At 60.4% G+C, this 19244-nt stretch carries 16 protein-coding genes and 1 pseudogene; 5 read left to right on the top strand and 12 right to left on the bottom strand.

Annotated elements, in window-relative coordinates; translation table 11 throughout:
• Window positions 1–60 precede the first annotated feature (60 nt).
• On the top strand, window positions 61–1005 hold the full coding sequence (trhO, locus tag AC1D17_RS03390; RefSeq protein WP_477564017.1) for an oxygen-dependent tRNA uridine(34) hydroxylase TrhO: 945 nt from the start codon (window positions 61–63) through the stop codon (window positions 1003–1005).
• 62 nt (window positions 1006–1067) lie between these two features.
• Here the strand turns inward: trhO and AC1D17_RS03385 are convergent, their stop codons facing one another.
• Together AC1D17_RS03385 and AC1D17_RS03380 are read right to left on the bottom strand one after the other, a co-directional pair.
• On the bottom strand, window positions 1068–1637 hold the full coding sequence (locus tag AC1D17_RS03385) for an NADPH-dependent FMN reductase (RefSeq protein ID WP_477564260.1): 570 nt from the start codon (window positions 1635–1637) through the stop codon (window positions 1068–1070).
• Window positions 1638–1692: 55 nt separating this feature from the next.
• Entirely contained in the window at window positions 1693–3066 is a 1374-nt protein-coding gene (locus tag AC1D17_RS03380) for a GH1 family beta-glucosidase (protein WP_477564016.1), read from the bottom strand.
• A 226-nt stretch (window positions 3067–3292) separates the two neighbouring features.
• Between AC1D17_RS03380 and AC1D17_RS03375 the strand changes: the two genes are divergently transcribed.
• The 3 genes from AC1D17_RS03375 to AC1D17_RS03365 are packed head-to-tail and all read left to right on the top strand — an operon-like array spanning window position 3293 to window position 4615.
• Complete coding sequence (locus tag AC1D17_RS03375) at window positions 3293–3880, top strand: TetR/AcrR family transcriptional regulator (protein ID WP_477564259.1); 588 nt, start codon at window positions 3293–3295, stop codon at window positions 3878–3880.
• Entirely contained in the window at window positions 3870–4235 is a 366-nt protein-coding gene (locus tag AC1D17_RS03370) for a nuclear transport factor 2 family protein (protein ID WP_477564015.1), read from the top strand. Before AC1D17_RS03375 ends, AC1D17_RS03370 begins: the two co-directional genes overlap by 11 nt.
• Entirely contained in the window at window positions 4232–4615 is a 384-nt protein-coding gene (locus AC1D17_RS03365) for a TfoX/Sxy family protein (RefSeq protein ID WP_477564014.1), read from the top strand. Before AC1D17_RS03370 ends, AC1D17_RS03365 begins: the two co-directional genes overlap by 4 nt.
• A gap of 15 nt (window positions 4616–4630) precedes the next feature.
• On the opposite strand, the gene AC1D17_RS03360 is transcribed toward AC1D17_RS03365, so the two are convergent.
• The 5 genes from AC1D17_RS03360 to AC1D17_RS03340 form a co-directional block, all read right to left on the bottom strand.
• Window positions 4631–5812 (bottom strand): Gfo/Idh/MocA family protein, encoded by a 1182-nt coding sequence (locus AC1D17_RS03360; protein ID WP_477564013.1) that lies wholly within the window; start codon window positions 5810–5812, stop codon window positions 4631–4633.
• A gap of 167 nt (window positions 5813–5979) precedes the next feature.
• A complete protein-coding gene (locus tag AC1D17_RS03355; RefSeq protein WP_264220108.1) occupies window positions 5980–7032 on the bottom strand; it encodes a sugar phosphate isomerase/epimerase family protein in 1053 nt (350 codons plus the stop codon).
• Between the two features lie 246 nt (window positions 7033–7278).
• A complete protein-coding gene (locus tag AC1D17_RS03350) occupies window positions 7279–8229 on the bottom strand; it encodes a substrate-binding domain-containing protein (protein ID WP_477564012.1) in 951 nt (316 codons plus the stop codon).
• Window positions 8230–8298: 69 nt separating this feature from the next.
• Window positions 8299–9327, bottom strand: a complete 1029-nt coding sequence (locus AC1D17_RS03345; RefSeq protein WP_477564011.1) for an ABC transporter permease — start codon at window positions 9325–9327, stop codon at window positions 8299–8301.
• A gap of 45 nt (window positions 9328–9372) precedes the next feature.
• A complete protein-coding gene (locus tag AC1D17_RS03340) occupies window positions 9373–10902 on the bottom strand; it encodes a sugar ABC transporter ATP-binding protein (RefSeq protein WP_477564010.1) in 1530 nt (509 codons plus the stop codon).
• 165 nt (window positions 10903–11067) lie between these two features.
• Between AC1D17_RS03340 and AC1D17_RS03335 the strand changes: the two genes are divergently transcribed.
• The gene (locus tag AC1D17_RS03335; protein ID WP_477564009.1) at window positions 11068–12099 is read left to right on the top strand and encodes a LacI family DNA-binding transcriptional regulator; all 1032 of its coding nucleotides are present in this window, start codon (window positions 11068–11070) and stop codon (window positions 12097–12099) included.
• 46 nt (window positions 12100–12145) lie between these two features.
• Here the strand turns inward: AC1D17_RS03335 and AC1D17_RS03330 are convergent, their stop codons facing one another.
• The 5 genes and pseudogenes from AC1D17_RS03330 to AC1D17_RS03310 all read right to left on the bottom strand — a co-directional run bounded on the left by AC1D17_RS03330 (window position 12146) and on the right by AC1D17_RS03310 (window position 19238).
• A complete protein-coding gene (locus tag AC1D17_RS03330) occupies window positions 12146–13660 on the bottom strand; it encodes a methyl-accepting chemotaxis protein (RefSeq protein WP_477564008.1) in 1515 nt (504 codons plus the stop codon).
• A gap of 295 nt (window positions 13661–13955) precedes the next feature.
• On the bottom strand, window positions 13956–15263 hold the full coding sequence (gene xylA / locus AC1D17_RS03325; protein WP_477564007.1) for a xylose isomerase: 1308 nt from the start codon (window positions 15261–15263) through the stop codon (window positions 13956–13958).
• A 169-nt stretch (window positions 15264–15432) separates the two neighbouring features.
• Window positions 15433–16887 (bottom strand): xylulokinase, encoded by a 1455-nt coding sequence (gene xylB, locus AC1D17_RS03320; RefSeq protein WP_477564006.1) that lies wholly within the window; start codon window positions 16885–16887, stop codon window positions 15433–15435.
• A gap of 88 nt (window positions 16888–16975) precedes the next feature.
• Window positions 16976–17998 (bottom strand): annotated as a pseudogene (locus tag AC1D17_RS03315) (LacI family DNA-binding transcriptional regulator); the annotation flags it as partial.
• A 106-nt stretch (window positions 17999–18104) separates the two neighbouring features.
• Window positions 18105–19238, bottom strand: coding sequence for a metallophosphoesterase (locus AC1D17_RS03310; protein WP_477564005.1), 1134 nt, complete (start codon window positions 19236–19238; stop codon window positions 18105–18107).
• Between the last annotated feature and the right edge of the window lie 6 nt (window positions 19239–19244).

Genomic DNA, 19244 nt, shown 5'->3' with positions numbered 1-19244 from the left:
AAGACTGCCATGCCGCAATGGCAATTGCGCGAAAGAGCCGAAAGCTGTATTTCACGCCGCATGACAGACACGATCCAAACTCCTCGCCCGGAAGCCAGCGGCCAGTTTCTGGTGGCAGCGCTTTACCATTTCGTCTCGTCCGAACGGTTCGCCGCCTTTCGCGAGCCGCTGCAGGCAATCTGTGACGATAACGGAGTCAAGGGTACGCTGCTTTTGGCGCACGAAGGCATCAACGGTACGATCGCCGGACCGGAAGATGGCATCAGAGCCGTCCTCGCCTTCCTGCGCGCGCAGCCTGAATTCGCGGGCCTCGAGCACAAGGAAAGCTGGGCGTCCTCCATGCCGTTCCTGCGCATGAAGGCGCGGCTGAAGAAGGAAATCGTCACCATGGGCGTCGAGGATATCGACCCCAACAAGATCGTCGGCACCTATGTGGCGCCCAAGGACTGGAACGCGCTGATTTCCGATCCCGACACGCTGGTAATCGACACGCGCAACGATTACGAGACCGCCATCGGGATGTTCCGCGGCGCGGTCGATCCGAACACTAAGAGTTTCCGCGATTTTCCCGAATGGGTGAAGAGCAACACCGGTCTCCACAATAAGCCGAAGATCGCCATGTACTGCACCGGCGGCATCCGCTGCGAGAAGGCGACGGCCTTCATGAAGGAGCAGGGTTTTGACGAAGTCTATCACCTCAAGGGCGGCATCCTGAAATATCTGGAGGAAACGCCGGAAGAGGACAGCCTGTGGGACGGCGCCTGCTTCGTCTTCGACGACCGGGTGTCGGTGACCCACGGCCTGAAGGAAGGCGAACACACGCTGTGTCACGCCTGCCGCCAGCCGCTGACGCCGCAGGACCTTCTGTCACCGCATCACGAGCATGGCGTCACCTGCATCCATTGCCACGATACCCGCACCGAGGAAGACCGCCGGCGCTACCGCCAAAGACAGCGCCAGATGGAATTGGCAAAGCAGCGCGGCGAACGGCATCTGGGAAGCTAGAGCACAGTCCGCAACTTTCCGGCGCAAAAGTGAAGAACCATGGCCCGGCATAGGATGTCAGCTCATTCGCTGCCAATTGCCTCTAGCCGGCCATGGCCCCGGCAGACATGCGCGAAGCGTTGGAGATTGTCCGTAATAAGCGTCTGACTTTCACGATTCGCCAAAATGGTCTGACGCTGCTCCGCCGACTTGCCGAGCAGATTGATGCGCAACGAGGCTTCCTTAACCAGTCGAACGGACATGGTTTTCAGTACCTCCGCCAGCGCGTCCAGAGCGAAGTCGCCGCGATAGGAGGCATGCACCAGCATGACCGGCTTGTGCGGAATCTCATCCCGGGAAACGAGCCAGTCGAGCGCGTTCTTCAGGCCACCCGGAATGCCATGAGCATATTCTGGCGAAGAAACGATCAGCCCGTCGGCGTCGCGGATCTTTGCAGCCAGGGCCAGCACGCAGCCCGGCATGTCGTCTGTCTCCCGATCGGGGTTGAAGATCGGCAACTCGCCGAGCAGATCGCAGATTTCGACCCTGATGTCCAATGGAGCGAGATCGCGCAATGCTTCAAGCAACGCAAGATTGGTCGAAGCCTTTCGCAGGCTGCCGCAAAGGGCATAAAGGACGAGCGGGTCGGACATCGAAGTTTCCCCAAAAGAATCGATCCCGGCCATGATGCAGTTTACGCCGCAGCTGTCACCCGGCCTTGTGGTTGCCCTTCGGAAACTGCTCGGCCAGTTCCTTGTACCAGTAACCGCTCTTCTTGATGGTGCGGACCTGGGTGTCGTAATCAACGTGGACGATGCCGAAGCGCATTTTGTAGCCCTCCGCCCATTCGAAATTGTCCATCAGGCTCCAGGCGAAATAGCCCTTCATCGGATAGCCTTGCCTGATCAGGTCCGCCGTCATCGCAAGATGGTCGGCGATATAGTCGAGGCGCGGCTGATCGTCGACGCCGCCGTTTTCGACGCCCATATTATAGGCGGCGCCGTTCTCGGTGATGTAACAATCCGGTAGCGCGTAGCGGTCATTGACCGTGCGGATGAGATCTCCCAGCGCCTGCGGAAACACTTCCCAGCCGATATCGGTCTTCACGTCGCTGACCGGCTTGGCACTGATCGTTGCCGGGAATTCGGCGCCTGCGGCCGGGTCATGCGAAACGCGCATCGGCGTATAGTAGTTGACGCCCCACCAGTCGGTCTTCTGGCTGATCGTCGCCATGTCGCCATCCTCGATTGCCGGCATGCGATGGCCAAGTGCCGAAAGGAAGCTTTCCGGATATTCGCCCTTGAAGACCGGGCCGAAGAACACGCCGTTGTGGAAATCGAAAGCCCGCTCGGCGGCCGCCTTGTCCTCGGCGCTATCGCTGCCGGCGTAGATGTGCATCGGGTTGATGACGATACCGACCGGCAGATTTGGCTGCAACTCGCGAACGGTGGCGACGCCGAGGCCATGGGCGAGATTGGTGAAATGCAGCGCATGAAGGGCCGCATCCATGTTGCGCTCGCCCGGCGCATGGATGCCCCAGAGATGGCTGAGCCAGACGGAGCACCATGGCTCGTTGAAGGTCGCGACCGCATCCAGCCGATCGCCGAGGCGAGAGATCACCGTCTTGGCATAGCGCTGGTAAGCATAGGCCGTCGAGCGCGCCGTCCAGCCGCCGTCACCCATTAGCGCCAGCGGCAGGTCCCAGTGATAGAGCGTGGCGAACGCCTTGATATTGCGCTTCTTCAGGCCGTCAACGAGGCGATCGTAGAAATCCAGCCCCTTCTCGTTGATCGGCCCGGTGCCTTCCGGAATGATCCGCGGCCAGGCAATCGAGAAGCGGTAGGCCTCGACGCCGAGGCTCTGGATCAGGTCGAGGTCTTCATCCAGCCGGTTGTAATGATCGCAGGCGATGTCGCCATTGTGGCCCTGATAGACCCGGCCCGGCATGTTGGAGAAGGCGTCCCAGATGGACGGCTTGCGGCCATCGGCCTTGGTGGCGCCCTCGATCTGGAACGAGGCGGTCGCCACGCCGAAAATGAAATCGCCGGGGAAGCGAGCGGCAAGGTTTTTTGGATCGATCATGAAAATCTCCGATCTACATTCGTCAGGGCTGCGGCCCCTGAGTTCGGTAGCGGGTTTAGCCAAGTGAAATAGCCTTGTACAGAGCGTATATGGCAAGTCTGCAACGTTACAGATTTATGTCAGACACGTCCATTTGGCCCTCGTGGGCGTTCCGGGCAAATACCGGGATTGACAAGTCGTTTTTGAATTTATATTCTAGAATAAGAATTCAAAAATGAGGCTTATTTTGTCCCGCCCCCGCTCCTACGATGAATCGTCCGTACTGAAGGGCGCCATGCATGCTTTCCGTCGCGATGGATATCAGCGCGCCTCGATCCGGGATCTTGAGGATGCGACCGGCCTCAAGGCAGGCAGCATCTACAACAGCTTCGGCGACAAGGCGGGATTGTTCGATGCCGCATTCGAGCACTACAACCAAGTCGTCCTCGGTGGCCGGATCGAACGGTTTGCTCCAGCCACCGCCGGCTTGGCTGGTTTGCGCGACCTTTTCACCTCGCTCATGCACGAGCCGAATGGTGAAAGCCACGGCTGCCTGATCACCAATTCCGCGGTGGAACTTGGCCGCGGCGAGGACGCCTACCGCCACGTGCATGCAGGCATGGACACGCTTTTCAAGGTTTTCGCCGAGCGGCTGGTGGCAGCACGGCACGACGGCAGTCTGCGCGCCGACATCGACCCCAAGTTGGCGGCCACGAAGTTGCTGGCCCTTTATCAGGGTCTGCTGGTCCTTGTTCGCGCAGGACAAGACAAACCTGCGCTTGAGCGGCTCGTCGCCGCGGAATTTCATGAATTGGAGGCTCACTATGACATCTGAAGCACTGTGGAAACGATATGCGGCGGTTTGGTCGATGGAAGACGAACAGCGCAAGACCGAGCTTGCAGAATGCCTTGCCGGTGACGCAACCTATTGCGATCCGAATGGCCTCATCCACGGACCGGCGGAACTTTCGACATATATGGGCCATTTCCAGCAGAGCGCTCCGGGTGGACAGTTCCAGATTCGCTCGGTCCTTCACCATCACGGCCGATCACTGGCCCGCTGGGCGCTGCACGGACCCGATGGCAGCATATTGCAGGCCGGCACAAGCTTTGCCACCCTCACAGAGGATGGTCGCTTGCGCGATATCAGCGGCTTCTTTTACCCGGCAGAACAGGGCGTCGAAGCGTGAGCATCGCCGCGCTTGATCTGGCCCGCGAGGTTGCGGAGCGCATCCAAGGCATCGGGCCGGTTTCAGTCTCGCGTTTTTTCGGTGGTGCTGCGCTGAAGGCAGATGGCGTCCAATTCGGTTTCGTCATGAAGGGCTCTCTCTATCTGAGAGTCGACAGCGACGGGCGCGCCGCATTCGAAGCAATGGGCGCATTGCCGTTTCAATATTCGAGCAGGTCGAAGACGGTGACGGTCACAAGCTATTGTGAAGCACCGGCGGAGGTCATGGATGACCCCGATATGCTCTCCCTCTGGGCAGTTCGCGCCCACGCAGCGGCGCCCAGGCCAAAACGAGATGTCGCAAAACAGGTGCTACCGCGAAACGTCCGCGATAGCGCCTGATCCGATCAAAGATGTTCAGACCTTCACCCACGCCCCGTTACGCTTGGAGGACTGGACGCAGGCATCGACGAACACCATGCCCTTCATCCCATCGTCGATTGTCGGATAGACGACAGCCGGATCGGCCGCCTCGCCCTTGCGCTTGGCAAAGATCGCGCGTGCGGCTTCGGTGTAGATATTGGCGAAGCCTTCGAGATAGCCTTCCGGATGTCCGGACGGGATGCGGGACACGCGCGCGGCGGCCGGGCCGGAGCCTGCACCGGCACGGGTGATCAGCCGCTTCGGTTCGCCGAACGGCGTATACCAGAGATAGTTCGGATCCTTCTGGGTCCACTCCAGGCCGCCCTTGGTGCCATAGACGCGGACCATCAGGCCGTTCTCGTGGCCGGGAGCGACCTGGCTGCACCACAGCATACCCTTGGCACGCTGGCCGTTCTTTGCCTTGAAACGCATCATCACATGGGCGTTGTCATCCAGCGCCCGGCCTTCGACGAAACTGTCGAGATCGGCGGCAAGCTCTTCAAGCTCCAGACCGGAAACGAAGGCGCCGAGATTATAGGCATGGGTGCCGATATCGCCGGTCGAGCCACCAGCGCCCGACTTCGACGGATCGGTGCGCCATGCCGCCTGCTTCTGGCCGGACTGTTCGATATTCTCGGTCAGCCAATCCTGCGGATATTCCATCTGCACGAGGCGGACGGCGCCGATATCGCCATTCTCGATCATCTCGCGGGCCTGGCGAACCATCGGATAACCGGTGTAATTATGCGTCAGCACGAACAGGGCATCGCTCTCGTCCGCCAGCTTCTTCAGCTTCCTGGCATCTGATAGCGTCGAGGTCAGCGGCTTGTCACAGATCACATGGATGCCGCGCTTCAGGAATTCCTTGGCGGCCTCGTAGTGCACATGGTTCGGCGTGACGATCGCGACGGCCTCGATGCCGTTCTTAAGCTTGGCCTCGCGGATCGCCATTTCCTTGAAATCGGAATAGCTGCGCGACGGGTCAAGGCCCAGTTCGGCGCCGGAGGCTTTCGCCTTTTCCGGCGTTGACGACAGGGCGCCCGCGACCAGTTCGAAATGATCGTCAAGCCGCGCGGCCATGCGGTGGACCGCGCCGATAAACGCACCGGAACCGCCGCCGACCATGCCGAGGCGAATGCGTTTTTCGCGAACCTCTGTGGTTCCTTCGATAGCCATTGTGTTCTCCTGAAATTCAATTGGTGTTGATAAGCCCCTCATCCGCCCTTTCGGGCACCTTCTCCCCGCAGGCGGGGAGAAGGACCAACCCGCAGCCCCTCAGCCAAATCAGGGCATGCCCCCTCTCCCCGCCTGCGGGGAGAGGGTCAGGGTGAGGGGCAGTTTCCTTAAAGCCCGAGCATGCGCCGGTTGGCCGCCTCGTCGGTGCCGCCATCAGCGAAATCGTCGAAGGCTTTTTCGGTGACGCGGATGATGTGGTGCTTGACGAAGTCGGCACCTTCGCGGGCACCATCTTCCGGGTGCTTCAGCGCGCACTCCCATTCGACCACGGCCCAACCGGCAAAGTCATTGGCCGCCATCTTGGAGAAGACCGCACCGAAATCGACCTGACCATCGCCAAGCGAGCGGAACCGGCCGGCACGGTTGACCCAGCCCTGGTAACCGCCATAGACGCCCTGCCGGCCGGTCGGATTGAATTCCGCGTCCTTGACGTGGAACATCCGGATCCGATCCTTGTAGATGTCGATGTTTTCCAGATAGTCGAGGCACTGCAGCACATAGTGCGACGGGTCGTAGAGCATGTTGGCGCGGGCATGGTTGCCGGTGCGCTCCAAAAACATCTCGTAGGTGATGCCGTCGTGCAGGTCTTCGCCGGGATGGATTTCGTAGCAAATGTCGATGCCGCAATCTTCGGCATGATCGAGGATCGGCTTCCAGCGGCGGGCAAGCTCATCGAAGGCCGTCTCGACCAGGCCAGCGGGGCGCTGCGGCCACGGATAGAAATAGGGCCAGGCAAGCGCGCCCGAGAAACTGGCCATGGCATTGAGACCGAGGTTCCTGGATGCGGTCAATGCGAGCTTGACCTGCTCGACAGCCCATTGCTGGCGCGCCTTCGGGTTGCCGCGCACTTCCGGAACGGCAAAGCCGTCAAAACCCTCGTCATAGGCCGGGTGCACGGCAACGAGCTGGCCTTGCAGATGCGTGGAAAGCTCGGTGACCTCGATACCGTTGTCACGGGCCACACCAGTGAACTCATCGCAATAGGCCTTGGATTCGGCGGCCTTCTTCAGATCGATCAGACGGCCATCCCAGCTCGGCACCTGCACACCCTTGTAGCCGCAATCGGCGGCCCATTTGGTGATCTGATCCCACGAGTTGAACGGAGCGGCATCGCCGGCGAATTGTGCAAGAAAGAGCGCGGGGCCCTTGATGGTCTTCATCTGTCGTTTCCTCCGTCAAAACAATGGCCGCTCACCCCGGCCATATCAGTCAATCGTGAAATGCGCTTCTGCGGTACGTACATCCGGTGGCTGCGGCTTGACCTGAAACGTTGCAGAGCGCCGCGGAAGCTAGCATGTTTGCGCTGCCGGGCAATCAGCTTCAGGTCGAAAATTTCGGAAAATCGCCGTCAAAATGAAAAGCTGCCTGCAGCACGGGCCACAGGCAGCTCAAACTTCACACCCGGATCAGAACGGTGAATCGGGGAAGTAGAAGTCCTTGGCGTTGTCCTTGGTCACGAGCGTCGCGTCGATCGTGTAGGTGCCGCGAACCGGGACCTGGCCGTAGAAGTTGGCAACCGTCATTTCGAGCGCGGTACCAACCATTGCCGGCGGATAGAGCACGTCGACCGGGATCATCTTGTCGCCGTCCATGACCTTCTTGATCATGTCTTTCGAACCGGCACCGGCCACGACATACTGGATGTCGGTGCGCTTGGCCTGGTCGATGGCCTGCAGCACGCCGACGGCCATGTCGTCATCCTGGCACCATACGACGTCGATCTTGGGGTACTTGGTCAGGTAGTCCTGCATGACCTTGAAGGCGTCGTCGCGATTCCAGTTGCCGAACTGGCGATCGAGAACCTTGACGTTGGAGCCTTCGATACCCTTGTCGAAGCCGTCCTGGCGCTGCTGGTCGATCGGGATCGGCAGGCCGCGGATGACGACGACTTCAGCATCCGGCGTCGTTGCCTTGATGTATTCGCCGGCCGTCTGGCCAAGCGCCGGGTTGTTGCCGGCAACGTAGAGGTCACGGACCGTGTTGTCGTTGACGCTTGGAGCGCGATCGACGATGGCGACGAACGTGCCCTTGCCCTTGACTTCCTTGATGGCGTTGACCAGCGGATCCGGGTCGGATGGCAGGATGACCAGCGCATCGATGCCCTGGGTTTCAAGATCCTGCACCGCATTGGCCTGGCTGGCCGGATCCGGGGACGTCTTGACGATGACGTTGAGGCCCGGATGCTGTTCCATCAACAGCTTGGCGACGCGCTCGGCATGGAACACGACACCCGAGGTCCAGCCATGGTCGGCGGCCGGAATCGAAACGCCGATCGTGACCTTCTTGTCTTCCGCGTGGGCCACGCCGGTCAGCGCCATCATGGCGACGGCTGCAGCGCCCAATAGTCCTTTACGCATGTTTCTCTCTCCCTAGTGAATGCGGGTCTTGCAGTCTTTGCGACCGGGCGACCCCCTGAACCCGGTTATTCACGATTTCCGTACCAGCGAGCGCTGGACCAGCATCGCAACAATGATGATCGTGCCCTGGATGGCGCCGATCAGATATTCGCTGATGAAATTGGAAAGCAGCATGATGTTGCCGACGAGCTCGAGAATGAAGGCGCCGCAGATCGTCCCCCAGACCCGGCCGGCTCCACCCTTGAGTGCCGTGCCGCCGACGACGACGGCCGTGATCGCCTGGAGCTCCCAGAGGATGCCGGTGGTCGCAGAGGTCGAGCCAAGACGCGGCACGTAAAGCAGAACGGCAATCGCCACACAAAACCCCTGGATGACGAAGGCAATGGTGCGAACCCGGTTGACCGGAATGCCGGAATAGCGGGCAACATCAGCGTTCGAGCCGACGGCGACGACATGCCGGCCATAGCGGGTGCGATAGAGAATGAAGGCCGCAACGGAGGTGACCGCCAGGATGACCACGATTGGCACCGGCACGCCGAGGATATAGCCGAAATAGGCAGGGCGGTACATTTCCTGGAGGGCCGGGTCCTTCAACGTGATCGCCCCACCCTGCGACAGCCAGGTCGTCAGGCCGCGATAAATGCCCATGGTGCCAAGCGTTGCGATGAACGGCTCGATCCTGCCGACCGTTGTGATCAGTCCATTTGCGAGGCCGCACAGGGAGCCTGCAATCACTGCAAAGAGCACCGCCGCAGTCAGCATCAGGGCCGGATCGGCAATGATGCCGGAATTCATGAAAAGGATCATCAGGCTGGCAACAAATGCCACCATCGACCCCACGGACAGGTCGAGATCACCAGACGAAATCACGAAGGTTGCGCCGATCGCGATGATGGCAATAAAGGCGCTGCGCGTTGCGACATTGGCGAGGTTGTTGATCCCGATGAAATTCGGATTGACGATGGCGCCGAGGATAAGCAGCAGCACCAGCGCGGCGAACGGCGCCACGGCCCGCAGATCGATATCCCGCCAGCTCCTGCGCCGGATTTCCCGGGTTTCGTCATTCAAGCTCGTGTCCAATCCAACCTCCCGTCCCATTGTCCCTGGGATTTGTTTTTAATGCCCTGCCCGCGCCAGCACGGTTCAGGCCGCCTTTTTCTTCAATCCGGCCGCATAGCGCATGATCTCCTGTTCGGAGATCTCATCGCCCTCCAGCATCCCCACGATCCGTCCTTCCCGCATGACAGCAACGCGGGTGCAAAGGCCGATAACCTCCGGCATTTCCGACGAAACGACGATGATCGAGCGGCCGTCGCGCGCCAGCGCGGAGATGAAATGATAGATTTGCTGCTTGGTGCCGACATCGATGCCACGAGTGGGCTCGTCGATGATGATGATCTCGGGCTCGGTCTCCATGACCTTGGCGAGCAGCAGCTTCTGCTGGTTGCCGCCCGACATGCGACCGGCCACCACATTGCCGTCGCGCACCCGGATATCGAAGCGACGGCGCGCGCGCGCCAGCGCCTGCGCCTCGCTGGCGGGACTGAGATAGCCAAGCTTGCCGTGATTTTCGAGCGATTGCAGCGTCAGGTTGGCAATCATGCGCGAATTGAGCAGAAGACCCTTCGACTTGCGGTCCTTGGTCATATAGGCAAGGCCGCGCCGATTGGCGGCATGCACATCGCCTGACGGGACCGTCTCACCGCGGATGATCACCTCGCCGGAGGCGCGCGACCGCAGTCCGGCAACCGCTTCCATCAGCTCGGTGCGGCCGGAGCCAATCATACCGGAAAACCCGAGTATCTCACCCTTGCGGACCTCAAAAGTCACGTCCTTGACGTAGCCGGTCGATACCGCATCGACGCTGAGCACGACCTCCTCATCGACATCCGGCTCACGCTTGGCCGGATAGAGCTTCGACAGTTCACGCCCGACCATCAGCTGGGCAATCGATTCGCCGTCAAGGATCGATGTCGGCGAGGTCTTGATCCACTGACCGTCGCGCAGCACCGTCACCCGGTCCGTCAGTTCCATGACCTCGTCGAGCTTGTGCGATACGAAGACAAAGCTCGTACCCTGGTCACGCAGCTTGCGCACCTGCTTGAACAGGAAGTTGGTTTCTTCGCGCGACAGGACGGCGGTCGGCTCGTCCATGAACACGACGCGCGCATCGCGGCTGATGGCCTTGGCTATCTCCACCATCTGCTTGTCGGCAATGGACAGCGAACTGATCATCGCATTCTCATCGACATGCGAGCCGAGCAGATCGAGCACGCGCCGCGTCTCAGCCCGCATATATTTGCGGTCGAGCACACTGAAGCGGGTGACTTCGCGGCCGAGAAACAGGCTCTCGGTGACGGTCAGATGTTCGGCAAGATTGAATTCCTGGTGAATGATGACGACGCCAAGCGCTTCTGCAGCACCGTTCGGCGGCAGCTTGACCGGATGTCCATCAAGGATGATTTCGCCGGACGTCGGCTGTTCGAAACCGGAGAGAATCTTGACGAGCGTGGATTTTCCGGCGCCGTTTTCGCCCATCAAGGCATGGATTTCACCGGCACGCAGATCGAAGTCGACGCTGAACAGAACCTGCACGCCACTGAACGACTTGCTGATGCGCCTTGCGGACAGCACGACCGCGCCGTCACCGGCGCCGCTAGCCTGCGAATTCATGAATGCCTCCCTGCGGCTCCCGTCCGCTTGAATGCTATGTAAACCTTTACATAGATCGTGTAAAGGTTTACATCGAGGCATAACAGAGAAATTCTTCGGGCAGGCTTTGACCTCCGGGCAAGTCTGTGTAGTGTCCCGCCGAGACTAAAACCAAGGCAGAGCGCAGTGTCGAATTCCACGCCGGCAACCATTGAAGACGTCGCCCGGATCGCGGAAGTGTCGATCGCGACGGTGTCGCGCGCGATCCATATGCCGGAAAAAGTCGCCAATTCGACGCGGCTCAAGGTCAACCAGGCCATTGCCATCACCGGCTACACCACCAACGCCATGGCGCGCAGCCTCAGGCTTGGCCGTTCCAACATGATTCTGGTGGTGGCGCCCGATATCGGCGACCCGAATTTCTCCAATATTCTTGTCGGTCTGGAGAACGAGGCGCGCTCGCACGGTTACGGCGTGCTGATCGGCCATACCCAGAACGATGCCCAACGTGGGCTGGAATATCTGAAATTCCTCAATTCCAACCAGGCCGCCGGGCTGATCCTGTTCACCGGCATCCTGCCCTTCGGCCATCAGTCGATGACCGCACGGCTTCCGCCCAGCGTCGGTGTGTTCGAGCCGGTCTTCAATGGCGGCATTCCCTATGTCGGCGTCGATGATACCGAGGGCGCCCGCAAGGTGATCGATCTGCTTCTCGCCGAAGGTCACCGCAAGATCGCCTTCATCGGCGATTCCCGCACCCGGCTTGCCTATAGCCGGCGCCGGATGGGCTATGAGGCCGGACTGGACGCGGCCAATGTCAGCGCCGATCAGCGCATCGTCTTTGAAGGCGACGGCACGATCGAAAGCGGCCGGCTGGCGGTCGAGCAGCTTTTCATGCGCGACACGCTGCCGACGGCCTTCATGTGCGTCAACGACCAGACGGCAATCGGCGTGATGATCGGGCTTGGGGCGCGTGGCTACGATATTCCGCGCGATTTTTCCGTCACAGGTTTTGACGATGTACCGCAGGCAAGCTTTATGTCGCCGGCGCTGACCACCATTCGCCAGCCGCGAACGGCGATCGGCAAGCATGCGATGGCGCTGTTGCTGGAACTTCTGTCCGACGGCCGGCCGCCGGAAACGGAAATCCTGCTTCGTCCCGATCTGGTGGTCCGCAACTCCGTTGCTGCCCCCTCATCGAAATGGACGAAGCGCTGACCCTTTCGGCCCAGCACTCCATCAGTCAATCCTGCAGCTTGACCAGTTAGGCGTAACGCCGTTCAGGCGCACGGCGCGACACCACTTCAATATGCCGCCGATTTGAAACCGTGAACTGGTTGGCAAGATCCTTGAGCGTCGTGCTGACGCGCATCAGATTATGGGTGGCGGCGTTAGTCTGCTCGACCATTGCGGCATTCTGCTGGGTCATCTGATCCATGCCCGTGACCGCCGTGTTGATTTCGGTAATGCCGATCGCCTGTTCGCGCGCCGAACCGGCAATGGCATCGATATGACCGTTGATATGCATGACCTGCTCGCCGATCGTACGCAAGGCTTCGCCGGTGCGGTTGACGAGAGAAACCCCGGTCAGCACGTCTTCAAACGACTTATCGATTAGGCCCTTGATCTGCTTTGCGGCATCCGTGGATTTTTGCGCGAGCTCGCGCACCTCCTGCGCCACGACGGCGAAACCCTTGCCCGCATCCCCCGCGCGGGCTGCTTCGACGCCAGCGTTCAACGCAAGCAGATTGGTCTGGAAGGAAATCTGGTCGATGACGCCGATGATCTGGGTGATCTTCTGGGACGATTCCTCAATTGCGCTCATCGCGGACACAGCTTGCTGCACCACCTCACCCGATTTGCGCGCCTCTTCGGTCGCATAACCGACGACGCGGCGGGCTTCCTCGGTCCGGAGTGCCGCTTCCTTGGAAATCGTGGTGATTTCTTCCAGTGCTGCAGCGGTCTGTTCTAGCGATGCAGCCTGTTGTTCGGTTCGGCGCGCCATGTCATCGACAGCGGTCACCAGTTCGCCGGCATTGCCGGACGTTTCGCCCGCAGCCAGAACAATCGAGCCAAGAGCCTTATCGAGCGTGCCGAGTGCCGAGTTGAAGTTGGTTTTCAGGCCGTCGAATTGCGGTGCAAGGGCTGCGCTGAGCTTGGCGGTCAGGTCGCCACTGGCAAGTCCGGTCAGCGAGCGGTCGAGCGCCGACAGGGCTTCGTCCTGCTGTGCCGAGAGTGTCTTCCGCTCGGCCTCACCGATCGCCCGCTGCTCCTGCAGCGCATCCAGATAGACCGAGATGGCGTAGTCCATGTCGACGAACGCCGCTTTCATGATGGCGGTCACCTCAATGCTGATATCCTTCGCCTTCTTCTTGTAGAGAAAGCCTTCGAGGTGCTTTTCGACAACCGCCTTGATGATCGATTCCATGATCAGCGCGTAACCGCCAATATACCAGCGCGGTTCCAGCCCGAGGCGCGCATGCGTCTTGCCGATGGCGGTTACCGCCTCGACGTATTTGTCATCGAATTCTCCGGAAGCGATCTGGTCCCAGTGGCGAACCTGGCGCGACTTGGCGCTTTTGACATGCGCATCGCTGGCAAAGAACTTCGCGGTTTCCGGAATGGCCGTCGCCTTTGCGTAGAACTTGTCGAGCGCGGCATCGAGGGATGCGGAAATCACCGGCCTCGCCCGCACGAGCGCGGCACGCTCCTCGCCAACGAGCCCGACGAAGTCGAGACGTTCATTCAGGTGTTTGGTCGTGGAAACGGGCGCAGACATAATGGAGCATCCTAGATCGAAACAGGGAAAGGCATGCGCGCTGCGCGGTCGGCATCATGCCGGCAGGTGGTCCAAGGCGTGAGCTCAGAACTAAGCTCGCATGGTTAAGAATGTCTTTCTGGCGAAACGAACCGCGCTACCAAACGCGGCAATAAAGCACTGTTTTGGTACCGTTTTTCTCAAAAATGCGACAAACTGACCGAGGTTGTTTTGAGCGCCTAAGCCAGCATTCCACGCAAAAAGGGGCGCCGGTGGCGCCCCTTCGATTGACAATGAATCTAACTTGCAACGGCAATCAGACGTAGCGATTGACGACGTTTTCGAGCAGTTCCTGCTTGCCGGACTTTGGCTGCGGGTTGAGATCTGTCTTTTCGACATAGGCCGCGATTTCTTCCAGCGACATGCTGGTCAAGCGCTTCTGGCCCTCTGGCGACTGCCAGCCGGCATAACGTGCGTCGAGCGGGCCCGACAGCGCCTTGTCTTCGACCATCTTCGCGGCCGCGCGCAGACCCCGGGCGCAGCAATCCATGCCGCCGATGTGACCGATCAGCAGGTCTTCCGGATCGATCGACTGACGGCGCAGCTTCGAATCGAAGTTGGTGCCGCCGGTCTTGAAGCCGCCACCGGACAGGACCTGGTAATAGGCGAGCGCCATTTCCGGAACGTTGTTCGGGAACTGGTCGGTATCCCAGCCGGACTGGTAATCGTTGCGGTTCATGTCGATCGAACCGAAGATGCCGAAGGCATTGGCAAGCGCCAGTTCATGCTCGAAGGAATGGCCGGCGAGGATCGCATGGCCCTGCTCGATATTGACCTTGACCTCGTTTTCAAGGCCATAGGTCTTGAGGAAGCCGTAGACCGTCGCGACGTCGTAATCGTACTGATGCTTGGTCGGTTCCTGCGGCTTCGGCTCGATCAGGATCGCACCCTTGAAGCCGATCTTGTGCTTGTATTCCACGACCATGTTGACGAAGCGGCCGAGCTGGTCGAGTTCCTGCTTCAGGTTGGTGTTGAGAAGGGTCTCATAGCCTTCGCGGCCGCCCCACAGCACGTAATTGTCGCCACCAAGCTTCAGCGTCGCATCCATGCAGGTCTTCACCGTTGCCGCAGCAAAGGCAAAGACATCCGGATCCGGGTTGGTGGCAGCACCTGACATATAACGGCGGTTGGAGAACAAGTTGGCCGTGCCCCAGAGCAGCTTGACGCCGGTGTCGGACTGCTTCTTGGCGAAGTAATCGACGATCTCCTTGAGGTTTTTGGTGTTCTCGGCAAAATTCCGGCCTTCCGGGCGCACGTCCGCGTCATGGAAGCAATAGAAGGGCACGCCGAGCAGCGAGAAGAATTCGAAGGCAACGTCGGCCTTCAGCTTGGCTGCCTTCATGCTGTCTTCGAACCAGGGGCGCTCGAACGTCTGACCACCAAAGGGGTCGCCGCCCGGCCAGACGAAGGTGTGCCAATAGGCGACGGCAAAGCGCAGGTGATCTTCCATGCGCTTGCCCATGACGATTTCGTCGGGATTGTAATGGCGGAAGGCCAGCGGGTTGGTGCTGTCGGGGCCTTCATATTTGATCTTGGCGATATCGCCGAAAAAACCTGTGCTCATGGGTGTTTCCTCTCGGTTTGCAATTGGATCTAGCGATGCCCCTCATCCGTCCCTAGCTGTTTGACAGGAAGGGCGGGCACCTTCTCGCCGTCGTGACGGGTGAAGGAACAAGCGGCAAAATTCGGTTACCCCTCTCCCCGCTTGCAGGGAGAGGGGTGGGGGCAATACGTTACAACATTGCGGATTTGATCGCCGGATAGACGCGGCGATAGCGCTGGTAGGCATCTTCATAGGCGCCGCGCAGGGAAGCCTCCGGCTGAACCGTTTCCGCGGTCGCCGGAGCCGTGAACACCGACAGCGGATCAGCCTTTGTCGCAGCAACAAGGCCGAGACGGGCGGCGCCGAAAGCCGCACCAAAATCGCCATCGGCAGGAACATCGACGGCCAGGTCGAGTGCAGTCGCGATCGACTTCAACCAGTAGCGCGAGCGTGAACCACCGCCGATGGCGGTGACCCGGGACAGGGTGGTGCCAGCCACACGCAGGGCCTCGAGACTATCGCGGAGCGCAAAGGAAACGCCTTCCACGACGGCCTGGGTCAGAACCGCGCGGCTGCTTTCATGGCCAAGCCCGGCAAAGACACCGCGGATGGCTGCGTCATTATGCGGCGTGCGCTCGCCAGAGAGATACGGCAGGAAAGTGACGCCGGACGGCGCGTTGAGGCTATCGCCGAGTTCCGCTGTCAGCTCGGCTGCACTCTTGCCGGTGATCTGCGAATGCCAATTGAGTGCATCGGTTGCCGAGAGGATGACGCCCATCTGGTGCCAGGTGTTGGGCAGGGCATGGCAGAACGCATGCACGGCGCTGGCCGGATTGGGCAGATAGCTGGCATTGGCGGCAAACAGCACGCCGGATGTGCCAAGCGACACGAACGCATGGCCTTCGGCGACCGTGCCCATGCCGCAGGCGGACGCAGCATTGTCCCCTGCCCCGCCGGCAACGATAACGCCGGCGCCCATGCCCCATTTGGCGGCAAGATCAGCCTTCAGCGTGCCGCCATATTCGGTGCCTTCAACCAGCGACGGCATCTGCCTTTCAGTCAGGCCTGTCGCATCGAGCAAGCTTTCAGACCAGGCGCGTTTGCCCGTATCGAGCCAGGACGTGCCGGCAGAATCCGACATTTCGGAAATATGCTCACCGGTCAGCCACAGGCGCAGATAATCCTTCGGCAGCAAAACCCAGTCGACCTTGTCGAAGACAGCGGGCTCATTTTCGGCTACCCAGGCGAGCTTCGGTGCAGTGAATCCCGGAAAGACAATATTGCCGGTCAGCCTCCTAAACTGCGGATCGGCGTCCAGCGCCAGCGCCTGCTTGTGGCTGCGCGTATCGTTCCAGAGAATGCAGGGGCGCAGGACTTTATCATTTTCATCCAAAAGCGTCGCGCCATGCATGTGGCCGGAGAGGCCGATGCCCTTGACGGCGGCCAGCTCCTTGGGATGGGCCGCCTTCAACCCGGCGATCGCCTCTTCCGTTGCCCTGACCCAATGAGCCGGATCCTGCTCCGACCATCCGGGGTGCGGACGCGACACATCCATGGCGCCGGATGCCGAGCCGACGACCCGCTGGCCGTCATCGATCAGCAGTGCCTTCACCCCGGAGGTGCCGAGGTCGATGCCGAGATACATGGTGGTCTCCCTAGTCTTGCCTGCCCTGTTCGGGCTCTTGGTTGCTGCCCTGCTCGAAGGGCACATCTGTTTCGCTACCCGCTTCGAAGGGCAGGTTGTCTTTCAGGAAAATATCGATCCGGATACGCTCCTGCGCGCCAATGACGGCAACCCCGTCGGCCTTTGCCTTCAGCACGCGGATGGCGCTGCGCACCTCATGACCGGCGTCCTGGTTGAGAACCGCGTCGATCAGACCGTCACTCAGCGCCGCCCGCGTATGTTGCGTCAGTTCATGGGCGATGACACAGACCGGCGAGCCGCCGCCTTGCTGCTTCAAGGCGGCGATCAGACCGCGATTACCGGCGCCGAGGCTGTAGATACCGGCGATCTCCGGCGATGCGGCAAGCGCCTCGCCGACAAGCCGCTCCGCCAAAGCGGGATCGTCCTGCCCTTCGATGACCGGCAGCACGGCATGCCCGGCGAAACTCTCATTCATGACAGCGCAGAAACCATCCAGTCGTTCGCGATGGTCGCGCACCAGCATCGAACCGGCCAGCACTGCGACCGGCCCGGACCGGCCACCGAGAAAGCGTCCCATCAGGCTTGCTGCCGTGCGGCCCGCGGCGATGTTGTCGACGCCGGCGAAATGATCCCGCTTCGAACCCGCCAGATCGGAAACCAGGGTGACAACCGGAATGCGATCTGACCGCAGGCGATCGACGGCGGCGACGACATCGGGAGAATCGATTGCCACGACCGCCACACCGGCTGGAGATCGTGCACGCGCCTCATCCAAAGCCACGACCAATGCTTCGACATCGAATGCCGGGACGGAGACGATGGAAATGTCGGTGCGCTCGACGGCTGAACGGCTGATCGCCGCACGCACCTGCGCCTCAAGCCCGCGCATGAAAGAATTGTCGCCAAAGGGCAGGATGAACACGAGCGGATAGACGCGGCTCTTGGCAAGATTGGCGGCGGCAACATCACGGACATAGCCGATGCGCTCGATCGCCTGCTCCACCTTTTCGCGCGTCACGGTCCGGACGCCGGCGCGCTGATTCAAAACGCGGTCGACGGTCGCAAGGCTGACCCCTGCCGCTGCGGCAATATCGTGAACTGTCGGGCGCATGTTTCCTCCGGGAAAGAGCCTTAGAGGAAAATTTGATGTACGTAAATCAGAAAATTACCAGCGACACCGGTACCCGCTGTTTTTGTGAAATCGGTACCAACATGGATCAGGCAAAACACTTGCTGAACGCCTTGAGAAAAGTCACGTCACCGTCAGTCTCCTCAGCCTGCGCGAGAACGACGTCCATGTATCGATTGGTGACATGGGCGACGGCAAAGCCACCCTTGAAGGCGGCGACCGGCTTGAACAGATCGAGGCCATCCTGCCTGTAGATCATCGGCGTATCATGCTCATGGCCGTGAAACAGGCCGGCGACATTGTAGCCTTTCAAGATCGCAAGCAACGCGGCGCGATCGCCGTCGTCCCACCAGTGGGCATGGCCGGAGCCCTCAGCATCGAAGGTCATCTTCGCCGAGTCCCATTTTTCCAGCGAGAAGGAATCCCAGCCATAGTGCTGGAATACCACCACCGGCCTGCCATCGGCCGCCGAACTGGCGAGATCCTGCTTCAGCCAGTCCAGACCGCTGATCGCGCCCTTGTTGGTATCACCACCAAAGCGCTGCAGCTGCACCAGATGCAAGCCACCCCAGTCCCACGAGTAGTTGTCGGAATCGATATCGTAATTGGGAACCGCTACCGGCGGTTTGTAGAACACCGTCTGGCGATGATTGAGTTCGACATAGTCGCGCAGTTCGCGGCGGTACCAGTCGATATGCGGCGGCGCGCCATCCTGATCGAGATCGTGATTGCCAAGGCCATTATAAACGGGGAAATGCACCCGGTCTGGACCCGTGCCTTTCTGGTAACGGCTGGAGAATTGCAGCAGCTGATGGCCTTCGCCGGGGACTTTCACCTGCCCGCCGCCGTCATCGGTCATGTCTCCACCGATGACGAGGCCAAGCGGCTGGGCGATCCGCTTGCCTGCCCCCGCAAGTCCGGTCGCGACGCCACCGATCTCCGTTGGCCAGTCAAACTCTGCAATATGGTTTAGAGCCGCCACGTGCCGCAGAAGATTGGCATCGGTCTTACCCTCCTGCGCGCAATTGGGGCTGAGCACGCCACCGGAGATCAGGCAGGTATGAACATCAGCGGCAAACAGGAATGTTGCGTCGATAGGAGGCCAGGCCGCCTTTGCGGCCACAGCTGCAAGCGCCGGACCAACCGACGAGACGACCCCGAGGCCAAGGAGATTGGCTAGAAACGAACGCCTGGGAAGCAGAGGAAATGGATGATCCGCCATGCTAAA

It is taken from the genome of Pararhizobium sp. P1_E7 (assembly GCF_056405855.1).
Note: the sequence above shows the minus strand (reverse complement) of the source record. Positions and strands in the feature narration are given on the sequence as shown.

Coding starts and splice junctions, on each gene's coding strand:
- AC1D17_RS03340 (WP_477564010.1), bottom strand. CDS start 10,902: ATGAATTCGCAGGCTAGCGGCGCCGGTGACGGCGCGGTCGTGCTGTCC.
- AC1D17_RS03370 (WP_477564015.1), top strand. CDS start 3,870: ATGACATCTGAAGCACTGTGGAAACGATATGCGGCGGTTTGGTCGATG.
- AC1D17_RS03345 (WP_477564011.1), bottom strand. CDS start 9,327: ATGGGACGGGAGGTTGGATTGGACACGAGCTTGAATGACGAAACCCGG.
- AC1D17_RS03310 (WP_477564005.1), bottom strand. CDS start 19,238: ATGGCGGATCATCCATTTCCTCTGCTTCCCAGGCGTTCGTTTCTAGCC.
- AC1D17_RS03355 (WP_264220108.1), bottom strand. CDS start 7,032: ATGAAGACCATCAAGGGCCCCGCGCTCTTTCTTGCACAATTCGCCGGC.
- AC1D17_RS03360 (WP_477564013.1), bottom strand. CDS start 5,812: ATGGCTATCGAAGGAACCACAGAGGTTCGCGAAAAACGCATTCGCCTC.
- AC1D17_RS03330 (WP_477564008.1), bottom strand. CDS start 13,660: ATGTCTGCGCCCGTTTCCACGACCAAACACCTGAATGAACGTCTCGAC.
- AC1D17_RS03385 (WP_477564260.1), bottom strand. CDS start 1,637: ATGTCCGACCCGCTCGTCCTTTATGCCCTTTGCGGCAGCCTGCGAAAG.
- xylA (WP_477564007.1), bottom strand. CDS start 15,263: ATGAGCACAGGTTTTTTCGGCGATATCGCCAAGATCAAATATGAAGGC.
- AC1D17_RS03380 (WP_477564016.1), bottom strand. CDS start 3,066: ATGATCGATCCAAAAAACCTTGCCGCTCGCTTCCCCGGCGATTTCATT.
- AC1D17_RS03350 (WP_477564012.1), bottom strand. CDS start 8,229: ATGCGTAAAGGACTATTGGGCGCTGCAGCCGTCGCCATGATGGCGCTG.
- xylB (WP_477564006.1), bottom strand. CDS start 16,887: ATGTATCTCGGCATCGACCTCGGCACCTCCGGGGTGAAGGCACTGCTG.
- trhO (WP_477564017.1), top strand. CDS start 61: ATGACAGACACGATCCAAACTCCTCGCCCGGAAGCCAGCGGCCAGTTT.